The sequence below is a fragment of the Mesorhizobium sp. M4A.F.Ca.ET.050.02.1.1 genome (assembly GCF_003997725.1).
Taxonomy (GTDB): Bacteria; Pseudomonadota; Alphaproteobacteria; order Rhizobiales; family Rhizobiaceae; genus Mesorhizobium.
In genome coordinates this window covers 1-12,426 of the sequence record NZ_RZSG01000094.1, presented here as the reverse complement: position 1 = coordinate 12,426, position 12,426 = coordinate 1, and the positions used below count along the sequence as shown (strand labels likewise).

Below are 12,426 nucleotides of genomic sequence, written 5' to 3'. Positions count from 1 at the left end.
GGCCGAAAGCCGCATCCGCTTCCGACACCTGCAAGCGTTTCTCGAAGTGGCGCGGCAAGGCAGCGTGGCAAGGGCGGCCGAATTCCTGCATGTCAGCGCGCCGGCCGTGACCAAGACATTGCGCGAGTTGGAAGAGGCGCTCGGCATCGCCGTCGTCGAACGCGACGGCCGCGGCATCCGCGTCACGCGGCTCGGCGAGATCTTCCTCGGCCATGCCGGCACGGCGATCACGGCACTGAAGCGCGGCGTCGATTCCGTCCGCCAGGACGGCGCAATCAATCGCCATCCGATCCGCATCGGCGCCTTGCCGACCGTATCGGCGCGGGTGATGCCGCTGGCGATGAGCCTGTTCCTGAGCGAGAACACGGGTGCCGCCATCAAGATCGTCACCGGCGAGAACGCGGTGCTGCTCGAGCAGTTGCGAGTCGGCGCGCTCGACCTCGTCGTCGGCCGTCTCGCCGCTCCGGAGAACATGACCGGCTTCTTCTTCGAGCATCTCTATTCCGAGCAGGTGCTGTTCGTGGTGCGGGACGGGCACCCGCTGCTGGAGCCGGGAGCCGACATCTTCGCCCGCCTCGATGAGTTCCCCGTGCTGATGCCAACCAGGGAATCCGTCATCCGTCCCTTCGTCGACCGTCTCTTCATCACCAATGGCATGACCGCGCCCAAAACCGAGATCGAGACCGTCTCGGATTCCTTCGGACGTTCCTTCATGCGCCAGAGCAATGCGGTCTGGATCATCTCGGCCGGCGTCGTCGCCAACGAGATCGCCAGCGGCGCCTTCGTCGCCTTGCCAGTCGACACCGAGGAGACCAAGGGACCGGTCGGCCTGACCATGCGCACCGACACTGCTCCCTCTCCGGCCTTTTCCATCCTGCTGCAGACGATCCGCGAGGCGGCACGGCATAGCGCCTGACAACGGACTCCGTTCGGCGTGTCTTTTCGTAACCTACGGGTTAATGAAACACCGCAAAATATCATTTTACCGAACCAAACCGCTAGTGCAATGTGACCGTGGAGGATCAAAGGCGAGCCCCGGCTGGCGGCACCCGGAAAACCGGTTGCGGCCCGCGTGGGGCGGCCACTGAGGGAGGAGCAGATGACTGAGACTATCGGCAGCAAACCCGTTATCGCCGGCATGTCGCGGCGCCAGTTCATTGCCACTTCGGTGGCCGGCGGCGCGGCCCTTGCGCTCGGCCGCGGCAAGGCCTTCGCGCAGGCCGCGGACACCCTGAAGGTCGGCTTCGTCAGCCCGCGCACCGGGCCTCTCGGCGGTTTCGGCGAGACCGACGGCTATGTGCTCGACCTGGCCCGAAAGGCGCTCGCCAATGGCATCGAGCTCGGCGGCAAGAAATACAGCGTCGAGATCCTCGACCAGGACACGCAGTCGGACCCCTCGCGCGCCGGCCAACTCGCCAAGGACCTGATAAACAACCAGGCCATCGACCTGATGCTCGCGGTGTCCACGCCTGAGGTAATCAACCCGGTGGCCGACGCCTGCGAAGCGGCCGGCGTGCCTTGCCTGTCGACGGTCATGCCTTGGGAAGCCTGGTATTTCGGCCGCGGCGCCAAGCCGGGCCAGCCTTCGCCGTTCAAATGGACCTATCATTTCGGCTTCGGCGTCGACGAATTCTTCAAGGCCTATGTCTCGCAGTGGACTCTGATCGAGACCAACAAGAAGGTCGGCGTCATGTATCCGAACGACGCCGACGGCAATGCCATCCGTGCCCATCTTGCGCCGCTGCTCGCCAAGCAGGGCTTCACCATCGTCGACCCCGGCGCCTACGAGACCGGCACCACCGACTATTCCTCGCAGATCGCGCTGTTCAAGCAGGAAGGCGTCGAGATCTTCAATTCCTTCCCGATCCCGCCGGATTTCGCCGCGTTCTGGCGTCAGGCGGCGCAGCAGGGCCTGACCCGGCAGATCAAGATCGCCCAGGTCGCCAAGACCGGCCTGTTCCCGTCCGATATCGAGGCGCTGGGCGATCTCGGCATGAAGCTTTCAAGCGCCGCCTACTGGCACAAGGCCTTCCCCTACAAGTCGCCGCTGACCGGCGTCTCCGGAACCGAGCTGGCCGACGGCTACGAGGCGGCGAGCGGCAAGCAGTGGACGCAGCAGCTCGGCGCCTCGATGTCGCTGCTCGACGCCGGGTTCGAAGCGCTGAAGGCCAGCACCGATGCCAAGGACAAGGCGGCGGTCGCGAAGGCTCTCAGCACGCTCAACACCGAGACGATGATCGGCAAGGTCGACTTTACCAGCGGCCCAGTCGCCAATGTCTCGCCCGGCCCGATCATCGGCACGCAGTGGGTGGCGGCGAAGGAGGGCAGCAAATTCGCGCTCGACTATGTGGTGACCGAAAACGCCACCGACCCGAAGGTGCCGGTCGAAGCCAAGCTGCAGCCGTACAACGGCTGATTGGACTGCTGACGGGGTTCGCATCGTGACCATTTCGCCCAACGCTGCGATCCTCAATGCCGCCGGCATCCACAAGCGCTTCGGCGCGCTGGTGGTGCTCGACGACATCGACTTCGCCATGCAGGCCGACGAGGCGGTCGGCATTGTCGGCCCGAACGGCGCCGGCAAGACGACATTGCTCAGCGTGATGTCCGGCGCCTATCCGCCGAACGCCGGTACCGTCGCCTTCAAGGGCGGCGATGTCACGTCGCTGCCGGCAACGGCGCGCTGCCGGCTCGGCCTCGTGCGCACGCATCAGGTGCCGAAACCGTTCGGCGGCATGACCACGTTCGAGAATGTCTTCATCGCCGCCTCGCATGGCGCCGGACTCAAGCGCGACGAAGCCTATGAGGAGGCACTTGCCTCGTTGAAACTGTGCGGCATGCTTGGCGTCGCCAACCGCCGTGCCGAGACGCTCGGCCTGCTGGACCGCAAGCGGTTGGAGCTCGCCCGGGCGCTCGCTGCCAGGCCGACGCTGCTTCTGCTCGACGAGATCGGCGGCGGACTGACCGACGGCGAGGCCGGCGAGTTGGTCGAGACCATCAGGGAATTGCGGCGCCGCAAGATCGGCATCGTCTGGATCGAGCACATCGTCCACATCCTGTTGCAGGTGGCCGGGCGGCTGATCTGCATGGATGCGGGAAAGATCATCGCCGACGGCGAGCCGCAAGCGGTCATGGCCGACCCGCAGGTGATCCACGCCTATTTCGGCGGAGGCCCGAAATGAGCCTGCTTTCGGTCGAGGATCTCGTTGTCCGCCACGGCCTGTTGCAGGCGGTGCGCGGCGTGAGTTTCGACGTCGAGCGCGGCGAGACGCTGGCGCTGGTCGGCGCCAACGGCGCCGGCAAGACGACGCTGCTGAGAGCCATCGCCGGCGCGCATCCGCAGGCATCGGGGCGCGTGCGATTCGATGGCGTCGATCTTTCCGGCGTGCCCTCGCACAGCAGAGTCGGCATGGGCATCGCGCTGGTGCCAGAAGGCAGGAAACTGTTCGTCGACATGACGGTCGAGGAGAACCTGCTGCTCGGACGAAGCGCCGGCCGCCCCGGCGACTGGAGCGTCGACAGGGTGCTCGACACGTTTCCGAACCTCAAGCCGCGCCGCCGCGCCAAGACCGGGCATCTCTCCGGCGGCGAACAGCAGGCAACCGCCATCGGCCGCGCGTTGATGAGCAATCCGCAACTGCTTTTGCTCGACGAGGTCTCGCTTGGCCTGTCGCCGCTGGTCGTCGACCGCGTCTACGCCTCGCTGCACGGCCTGATCAGCTCCGGTACGACGATCATCCTCGTCGAACAGGATCTCAACCGTGCCCTCTCCGTCTCCGACAAGGTCATCTGCATGCTGGAGGGACGGATCGCGCTTGCCGGAGACAGCAAGAGCGTGTCGCGCGACGAGGTGACGAAAGCCTATTTCGGCCTGCATCGGAAGGGCGCCGGAGGCATGCCGGCATGAGCAACCAGATCGTCCAGGGCATCCTGCTCGGCGGCTATTACGCGCTGATCGCCTGCGGCCTCTCCTTCATGTTTTCGGTGATGCGCATCATCAACCTCGCCCATGGCAGCCTCGCCGTGCTGTCAGCCTTCGCGCTGTGGCTGTTCGCCTCGCGCTTCCACATTTCACCCTTCCTTGGACTGCTGATCGTCCTGCCGCCGATGGCCGCGATCGGCTGGGCCTTGCAGCGCTTCCTGCTCGAACGCAGCGCGCGCGGCGGCGCGCTGTTGCCGATCCTGACAACCTTCGGCCTCGCCACCGTCATCGACAATCTCTTGTTCGAGCAGTTCGGCGCCGACACGCGCTCGCTGGCGCCCTTTATCGGCAGCCTCTCCTACGATTCCTGGGAATGGCCAGGCAGCATCTATGTCGGCAAGCTCGCGGTCATCATCTTCGTCACCGCCGTGGTGCTGCTTGGCGGGCTGCAGCTTTTCCTCACTCGCACCGGCCTCGGCCGTTCGATCCGCGCGACCTCGGCGGACCCTGATACCGCCGGCCTGGTCGGCGTCGATGCGCGCCGCGCCAATGCGGTCGCCGCGTCGATCGCCATGGTCACGGTCGGTCTCGCCGGCGCCTTCCTCGGCATGCGCGCCACCTTCGATCCCTATGCCGGCGCGCCGCAGTTGCTGTTCGCCTTCGAGGCGGCGGTCATCGGCGGCGCCGGCTCGCTGTGGGGCACGCTGATCGGCGGCATCGTGCTGGCGCTCGCCCAGACGCTCGGCGCCCAGGTGCATCCGCAGGGCTTTCTGATCGGCGGCCATGTCGCGTTCCTGATCGCCCTGTTCATACGCCTGTCCACCTCCGGCCTCGGCCTGCGCGGCCTGCTGCGCCTGCCCGCGGGGAAGGCATCATGAGCGCCGCCTCCCCTGTCATCGAGCGCGGCACCGCCGCCTCGCGCATTGCCGCCATCGCGGTGGCCCTGATCATCGCGCTGCTGGCGATCGCGCCGCAATTCCTGTCGGCAGGCGCCGTCGACCGGATGACCGCGCTGTTCATCTATGTGATCCTCGCGGCGATGTGGAACGCGCTCGCCGGTTTCGGCGGACTGGTCTCGGTCGGCCAGCAGGTGTTCTTCGGCCTCGGCGCCTATTTCAGCATCCGGCTGGCGGATGCCGGCCTCAATCCTTTCGTCGCGCTCTTCGTCTCGGCGATCGTCGTCGGCGCTGTCTCCTGGCCGATCTCGCTGTTCATGCTGCGGCTCAGGAACGGCGAGTTCGCCATCGGCATGTGGGTGATCGCGGCCCTCACCCATCTCCTCGTCAACCTCGACCGGCTGGTGCAGGGCGAGACCGGCACGTCGCTGATCTCGCTCAACGTCTACGACGCTTCGACCAGACGCGTGGCGATCTACTGGCTGGCGCTGGCGTCGATGACCGCCCTGCTTGCCGTCCTGTTCGGCCTGCTGCGCGGCAGCACCGGTGCCGCCATCCGCGCCATCCGCGACAACGAGGATGCGGCGGCCTCCGTCGGCGTGCGCGTTACCGGCACCAAGCGGCTGCTTTTCGTGCTCGCCGCCTTTGGCATCGGCGTTGCCGGCGCGCTGTGGCTGGCGACCTCGATCACCTTCCAGCCGAAGACCTATTTCAGCGTCCAGTGGACAGCCTACATGATCTTCATGGTGCTGGTCGGCGGCATCGGCACCTTCGAGGGCGCCATCCTTGGCGCGCTGCTCTTCTTCCTCATCGAGACCTGGTTCGGCGGTGCCGGCGTCTGGTACCTGATCGGCCTCGGCGCCACGGCCCTCGCCTTCTCGCTACTGTTGCCGCGCGGCCTGTGGGGAACGCTGGAGGAGCGATTTGGGCTGCGCCTGCTGCCCGTCGGCTATAGCGTCAGGCTTCCCGTCAACGCGACCCAAACGACGGGCGAGACCGCTTCGCCGGCACCGACAACGACATCTCGGGAGAAGGCCTGACCATGCTTTTCGGCAAGACCATCCTCATCACCGGCGTCGCCTCCGGCATCGGCGCCCGCACGGCGGAACTCGCCGGCCAACTCGGCGCCGACGTGATCGGCGTCGACGTGCGTGAGCCAGCAGCAAGTGCTGGCAGCTTCGTCAAGGCCGACATCTCGTCGAGGGCAGGCGTCGACGAACTGGTGGCACGGCTGCCGCAGCGCCTCGATGCGCTCTGCAACGTCGCCGGCCTTTCCGGCAACACCGGCGCCGTGTCGACGCTCGCCGTCAATTTCTACGGGCTGCGTGCGCTTTCCGAGGCGCTGGCGCCGAAGCTTCGCGAAGGCGGTGCCATCGTCAATGTCGCCTCGATCGCCGGCTTCGGCTGGCGCGCCAATCTCAACCGCGCCGCTTCGATGATCGGCATCGAGGGCTTTCCCGATGTCGCCAGGGTGGTCGCCGACCATGCGGTCAAGAACGAGGAAGGCTATCCGGTCTCGAAGGAGCTTCTGCTGCTGTGGACTTTCCGCGCCGCGCATCAGGAGCGTTTCAAGAGCCGCGGCATCCGCGTCAATGCGGTCAGCCCAGGCCCGGTCGAGACGCCGATCCTGAAGCAGTTCCGCGCCGTGCTCGGCGACGACCGCGTCGACAGCGATATTTCGCGGGTGGGTCGTGCCGGCACGTCGGGCGATATCGCGCCGGTCGTGCTGTTCCTGTGCTCGGATGGCGCGCGCTGGATCAACGGCGCCAATGTGCCGGTCGACGGCGGCCTCGAAGCCTCGATCAACGCCGAGGTGCTCGGCTTCTAATCTGAACTTGCAACGCTCCACCGGGAGCGAGGGAGAGAACAATGGATATCGGACTTCTGATCGACGGCGACGAAAGGGCGGCGTCCGGCAAGGCCTCCTATGAGCGCCTGGACCCATTCACCGGCAAACTGGCGACGCGCGCCGCCGCGGCCAGTGTCGCCGACGCCAACGCCGCCGTTGCCGCCGCCGCCGCCGCCTTCCCGGCATGGTCGCGGACCGGCCCCGGCGAACGCCGCGCCTTGCTCTCCAAGGCGGCCGACGTCATGGCCTCCAAGGTCAGCGAATTCACAAAATTGATGATGGAAGAGACCGGCGCTACCGGCCCCTGGGCCGGCTTCAACGTCATGCTGGCCGCCAACATGCTGCGCGAGGCCGCCGCCATGACGACGCAGATCTCGGGCGAGATCATCCCCTCGGACAAGCCGGGCACGCTGGCCATGGCCATCCGCCAGCCGGCCGGCGTCTGCCTCGGCATCGCGCCGTGGAACGCACCCGTCATCCTCGGCACCCGCGCGCTGGCGATGCCGCTCGCCTGCGGCAACACGGTGGTGCTCAAGGCCTCCGAGATGTGCCCCGGCACGCACCGGCTGATCGGCCAGGTTCTGGTCGAGGCCGGTCTGCCCAAGGGCGTCGTCAACGTCGTCACCAACGATCCGAAGGACGCGGCCGGCATCGTCGAAGCGCTGGTCGCGCATCCGGCCGTCAAGCGCGTCAACTTCACCGGCTCGACCAAGGTCGGCCGCATCATCGCCGAGCTTGCAGGAAGGCATCTCAAGCCGGCCTTGCTCGAGCTCGGCGGCAAGGCGCCGCTACTGGTGCTGGACGACGCCGACATCGACGCGGCGGTCAATGCCGCGACCTTCGGCGCCTTCATGCATCAGGGCCAGATCTGTATGTCGACGGAACGGTTGATCGTCGACGACAAGGTCGCCGACGAGTTCGTCGCTAGGCTCGCCGCCCGTGCCGCGCAACTGCCGGCAGGAGATCCGCGCGGCCACGTCGTGCTGGGCTCGCTGATCAGTAGCCAGGCCGCCGACAAGATGGAGGAACTGGTCGCCGACGCAGTCGCCAAGGGCGCGAAGCTTGTCGCCGGCGGCAAGCGCGCCGGCACTGTGGTGGAAGCGACGTTGCTTGATCACGTGACGCCTTCGATGCGCGTCTATGCCGAAGAATCCTTCGGGCCGGTCAAGCCAGTCATTCGCGTCAAGGGCGAGGACGAGGCGGTGCGCGTCGCCAACGACACCGAATACGGCCTGTCGTCGGCCGTCTTCAGCCGCGACATCAAGCGCGCCATGGCGGTCGCTGCCCGCATTCAGGCCGGCATCTGCCACATCAACGGCCCGACCGTCGGCGACGAGGCGCAGATGCCGTTCGGCGGTGTCAAAGGTTCCGGCTACGGCCGCTTCGGCGGCAAGGCCTCGATCGCCGAATTCACCGACCTGCGCTGGGTGACGATCGAGGATCCCGGCCAGCACTACCCGTTCTGACGGAGAGCCTGGCGACCTTCTATCTGCCGAGGCTCAGCCCTGCCTTCCTCGCCTCGTCGCGCAGGAACGGCAGGCCGACCTCGATGACGTCGCGCGGGTCTTCAGCCACCGGGCGCCACACCGCCAGTCCGCCGGCGATGTCGACGTCGACATGGTTCATGCTTTCGAGCGTGATCGGCCCCTCGTAGCCGATGTCGGCGATTGCCTTCATGCAGGCCGCCCAGTTGATCATGCCGCGCCCCGGCACGCCGCGGTTTGCCTCCGACACATGCACATAGCCGAGGAAGGGCGCGGCCGCCTCGAAGCCGGCCGCAAAGCTCTCCTCCTCGATATGCATGTGGTAGGTGTCGAGGTGGATGAAGATATTCTCCGCCCCGACCCGCTCGATGACCCTGGTCGCATCGATACCGCGGTTGATCAGATGCGTCTCGTAGCGGTTGCAGGGCTCGATGCCGAGCTTCAGCCCGCGCGCCTTCGCCGACTTCGCCGCCCGCTCGAGGAAGCGGCACATACCGTCGATCTCCTTGCGCGTCGGCGCCCGGCCGGTAGTCTTGCCGATCGTGCCGTAGGTAACGCCGCCGAGCGCCTCGCTGCCCACCTCATTGCAGACCTTGAAGGCCGGCTGCAGGAAGTCGAGGGCCTCGTCCGGCCGCTCGACCACATCGAGGGAGCGCGGCAGGCCGAGCGAGGGGATCAGCTCGACGCCGTAGTGCGTGGCGAAGCCGCGCGTGCGCTTGGTGTCGATCTCCTCAGGGCGCAGCAGCGGGATTTCCATCAGCCCGATGCCGTGTTCCTTCAGCCGGTCCATCTGCGGTTCGATGCGGGCAAGGTCCCAGACCGGAGCGATGGCGAAAGTGTGCAGTCCAAAAGTGTTCATATGTTTAGCCTCGTTGTTCATGCGCCGCCGCGGCGCTGATATCGCCGCCGCCGACGATGCGGCTGACGACTTCGTTCATGTTCGTCTTGCTGGTGACGAGATCCGCATCGGCGCGGCCGTGGCGCAGCACGACGATGCGGTCGGTGACCGACAGCACGTCGTTCAGCCGGTGCGAGATCAGGATAACGGCGATGCCCTCCGACCGCAGCCGCCGGATCAGGTCGAGCACGCTCTGCACCTCGCGCACGGCAAGCGCCGCCGTTGGCTCGTCCATGATCACCAGCTTCGGATTAAAGGTCAGCGCGCGAGCGATCGCCACCGTCTGCTGCTGGCCGCCCGAGAACGAGCCGACCGACCGGTTGATCGACGGTAGCCGCGCGCCGAGCCGCTCGATCATCCTGGACGCCTCGCGGTCCATCGCCGCCTTGTCGACGAAGCCGGGAAACAGGCCGAACACCTTCCTGGTCGGCTCGCGGCCGAGAAAGATATTCGACGCCACGTCCTGCTGCTTGGCCAGCGACAGATCCTGATAGATCATCTCGATGCCGAGCTCGCGCCGTTGGCCGGGGTCGAGCGCAAGGATGTCCTTGCCGTCGTATTCGATCGAGCCCGAATCGGCGCGGTAGATGCCGGTGATGGTCTTCATCAGCGTCGACTTGCCGGCGCCATTGTCGCCGACGAGGCCGACCACCTCGCCGGCCGCGACCGAGAGATCGACACCGTGCAGCACGTCGACCGCGCCAAAACTCTTGCGGATGCCTTGAAGCGAAAGAAGCGTCATACGCGCGACTCCTTCCGGACCTGATACTGGTCGATGAAGACGGCGAGGATCAGCACCGCGCCGATCGCCATCTGCTGATAGTAGGACTGCACCGCAAGCAGCGTCAGCCCGTTCTGCAGCACGCCCATGATCAGCGCGCCGATCATCGTGCCGAGGATCGAGGCGCGGCCGCCGAACAAATTGGTGCCGCCGATGATCGCCGCGGTGATCGCGGTGAGCTCGTAGTTGATGCCGGCGGTCGGGTCGCCGGCATTGACGCGGGCGGTGAACAGCAGGCCGGCGAGCCCGGCGAGCGCGCCGGACAGCGTATAGATGATGCGGCGGTGGTGCTCGACGCGGATGCCCGCGGCGCGCGCCGCGCCCTCGCTGTCGCCCAGTGCCAGCGTGTGGCGGCCGAAGCGTGTATAGCCGAGCACGCAATGCGCGACGATCGCCGTCAGCACCAGGATGATCACCGGCATCGGGATGCCGAAGGGCCGCCCTTGCCCGATATAGACGATCGCCGACGGCAGCCCGTAGATCGCCCTGCCTTGCGAGATGACCAGCGCCAGGCCGCGCGCCAGGCCGAGCATGCCGAGCGTGACAATGAAGGCGGGCACGAAGGCGCGGGTGACGAACTGCCCGTTGATGTAGCCGGCAAGGCCGCCGGCGAGGATGCAGGCGATGAGCGCGAAGACCGACGGCCAGCCGAGATTGACCGCGACGAAGGCGCCCGCCACGCCGGCAAGGCCCATGACCGAGCCGAGCGACAGGTCGAGCCCGCCCGAGCCGATGACGAAGGTGGCGGCGATGGCCAGCACGCCGATCGTCGATGTCGCCAAGAGGATGTTGAGGAAATTGCTCAGCGACAGGAAGAACGGCGACAGCAGCGCCATCGCCGCGCTCAGCGCCACTAGCACCAGCAGCGACTCCAGCCTGATGTGGAGCCGTTCGACGGATGCGCGCTGCACCCGAGCCCAGAAACCGGGCTGTTCAGAAGCCATGTCTTTGCACCTTTGGGAGCGGCCGTAAGGCAGTAGGCAGTAGGGACTAGGCAGTAGGGCAAATATGAGAGCGATCCGAGCGGCAGGAACCGCTTACTTCCCCTACAGCCTACAGCCTACAGCCTACTGCCTACTGCCTATTCCCTGCTCACTTCACATATTGCAGCATCGGCTCCTTGCCGGCGTCGAGCATCTCCTTGGTCAGCACCAAGGTAGGCACGGCGATGCTCTCCTCGACCTTCTCGCCGGCGAGCGCCTTCTTGACGTTCTCGACCGCCTGCTTGCCGACCAGATAGGGAAGCTGCGCCACCGAAGCGTTGAGGCGGCCCTCCTTGATCGACTTGACCGCATCCGAATTGCCATCGACGCCGATGATCGTCACCTGCTCACCCTTGCCGGCCGCGTAGACCGATTCCACGGCGCCTAGCGCCATGGTATCATTGGCGCAGAAGATGGCGACGAGGTCAGGATGCGCGGTCAGCGTATCGGTTGCGATCGAGGCCGCCTTGCCGCGATCCCAGTCGCCGGGCAGCGAAGCAACGATCTCCAGCCCCGGCGCCAGTTCCTTGAGCTTGTCGGCAAAACCCTTGGCGCGCTTCTGACCAGTGATGTTGCCCGAAAGGCCCTCGATCACCAGCACCGGACCCTTGGCATCCTTGCCGAGCTTGGAGACGAGATATTCAGCGCCCTGTCCGCCGGCCGCGACATTGTCGGAGCCGATGCGGAAGGTGATCTTGATGCCTTCCTTGTCGAGGACCGCCGGATCGAGATTGCCGTCGAGGTCGACGACCTTGATGCCGGCATCCTGCGCCGCCTTCAGGCACGGCAACAGGTTGGTCGAGTTGATCGCCGCGGTGATCATCGCCACCGGCTTGCGCTCCAGCATCGTGTTGCAGAGGTTGAGCTGCGGCTCGGCCGCCTGGTCGCTTTCGGCCGCCTGCTGGAAATATTTCACACCGGCTTCCTTGGCGCCATCCTCGACGCCCTGGCCCATCGCGCCCCAGAACGGATTGGCCAGCGTCTTCATCAGCACGCCGTATTCGCCGTCCTCGGCCTTGGCAGCGCCAACGGCCGACATCGCCAGCGCGATGCCTAAGGCCATCGTAAATCGATTTATCTTCAGAACGAATGCTGTCACCTTTTCCTCCCTGTTGATATTACGCGCCACGAGCCAAAGCCAGGTGCGGCGCCACTCGGTTTTCGACAATGGGGGCTATTGTCGGTTTCCTCCCCCGGAATGCGGGCCGCTGCCTGGCGAGCCAACGGATTCCCGCATCAACACCTTGCAGGGTTCGAGCCGCGCCCTTGGCGGACCGCCCTCGCCCTCGATCCTGCGAAACAGCACGTCCATCGCATTGCTGGCTATCTCGCGCACCGGCTGCACCACCGCGGCGATCGCCGGCCAGGTCACCTGCATCCATTCGGCGTCGTCGAAGCCGACCAGCGAGATGTCGTCCGGGCAATGCCATCCCCGCCTACGGAATTCGGAGAGCGCCACGAGCGTGCCCTTGAGGAACAGCGAATAGACCGCCGTCGGCCGCTCACCCTTGCTGAAATAGTCGCTGAGCAGCGCCCGCAGCGGCTCCACCTCGCTTTCCGAAAGCACGACGTCGATGCGGACGTCCGGAGCAAGTTTCAGCGCGGTGTTGCGA

At 66.2% G+C, this 12,426-nt stretch carries 13 protein-coding genes; 8 read left to right on the top strand and 5 right to left on the bottom strand.

Going from position 1 to position 12,426, the window contains the following annotated elements; genetic code table 11:
- From pcaQ to EOA33_RS09715, 8 genes are all read left to right on the top strand, one after another.
- Positions 1-916, top strand: a 916-nt coding sequence (gene pcaQ, locus EOA33_RS09750) for a pca operon transcription factor PcaQ (RefSeq protein ID WP_127405531.1), incomplete at its 5' end; no start/stop codon positions are given.
- A 183-nt stretch (positions 917-1,099) separates the two neighbouring features.
- On the top strand, positions 1,100-2,416 hold the full coding sequence (locus tag EOA33_RS09745) for an ABC transporter substrate-binding protein (protein ID WP_189347420.1): 1,317 nt from the start codon (positions 1,100-1,102) through the stop codon (positions 2,414-2,416).
- A 31-nt stretch (positions 2,417-2,447) separates the two neighbouring features.
- Entirely contained in the window at positions 2,448-3,182 is a 735-nt protein-coding gene (locus EOA33_RS09740) for an ABC transporter ATP-binding protein (RefSeq protein WP_281033513.1), read from the top strand.
- The gene (locus EOA33_RS09735; protein ID WP_127405529.1) at positions 3,179-3,907 is read left to right on the top strand and encodes an ABC transporter ATP-binding protein; all 729 of its coding nucleotides are present in this window, start codon (positions 3,179-3,181) and stop codon (positions 3,905-3,907) included. The genes EOA33_RS09740 and EOA33_RS09735 overlap by 4 nt, the downstream gene beginning before the upstream one ends.
- Positions 3,904-4,800, top strand: coding sequence for a branched-chain amino acid ABC transporter permease (locus tag EOA33_RS09730; RefSeq protein ID WP_127405528.1), 897 nt, complete (start codon positions 3,904-3,906; stop codon positions 4,798-4,800). Before EOA33_RS09735 ends, EOA33_RS09730 begins: the two co-directional genes overlap by 4 nt.
- Complete coding sequence (locus EOA33_RS09725; protein ID WP_127405527.1) at positions 4,797-5,858, top strand: branched-chain amino acid ABC transporter permease; 1,062 nt, start codon at positions 4,797-4,799, stop codon at positions 5,856-5,858. Before EOA33_RS09730 ends, EOA33_RS09725 begins: the two co-directional genes overlap by 4 nt.
- 2 nt (positions 5,859-5,860) lie before the next feature.
- Positions 5,861-6,646: a coniferyl-alcohol dehydrogenase gene (locus EOA33_RS09720; RefSeq protein ID WP_127405526.1), complete on the top strand. Its 786-nt coding sequence runs from the start codon at positions 5,861-5,863 to the stop codon at positions 6,644-6,646.
- Between the two features lie 41 nt (positions 6,647-6,687).
- Positions 6,688-8,133 carry an aldehyde dehydrogenase gene (locus EOA33_RS09715; RefSeq protein WP_127405525.1) on the top strand — a complete coding sequence of 482 codons (1,446 nt, stop codon included), beginning with the start codon at positions 6,688-6,690 and terminating at the stop codon, positions 8,131-8,133.
- A 19-nt stretch (positions 8,134-8,152) separates the two neighbouring features.
- Here EOA33_RS09715 and EOA33_RS09710 read toward each other — a convergent pair whose 3' ends face one another.
- From EOA33_RS09710 to EOA33_RS09690, 5 genes are all read right to left on the bottom strand, one after another.
- Positions 8,153-9,010, bottom strand: coding sequence for a sugar phosphate isomerase/epimerase family protein (locus EOA33_RS09710; RefSeq protein ID WP_127405524.1), 858 nt, complete (start codon positions 9,008-9,010; stop codon positions 8,153-8,155).
- A gap of 4 nt (positions 9,011-9,014) precedes the next feature.
- On the bottom strand, positions 9,015-9,791 hold the full coding sequence (locus tag EOA33_RS09705; RefSeq protein WP_126058979.1) for an ATP-binding cassette domain-containing protein: 777 nt from the start codon (positions 9,789-9,791) through the stop codon (positions 9,015-9,017).
- A complete protein-coding gene (locus tag EOA33_RS09700) occupies positions 9,788-10,774 on the bottom strand; it encodes an ABC transporter permease (protein ID WP_127405523.1) in 987 nt (328 codons plus the stop codon). The genes EOA33_RS09705 and EOA33_RS09700 overlap by 4 nt, the downstream gene beginning before the upstream one ends.
- A gap of 148 nt (positions 10,775-10,922) precedes the next feature.
- Positions 10,923-11,912, bottom strand: a complete 990-nt coding sequence (locus tag EOA33_RS09695; RefSeq protein ID WP_245482281.1) for a substrate-binding domain-containing protein — start codon at positions 11,910-11,912, stop codon at positions 10,923-10,925.
- A 75-nt stretch (positions 11,913-11,987) separates the two neighbouring features.
- Positions 11,988-12,426, bottom strand: a 439-nt coding sequence (locus tag EOA33_RS09690; protein ID WP_145989100.1) for a substrate-binding domain-containing protein, incomplete at its 5' end; no start/stop codon positions are given.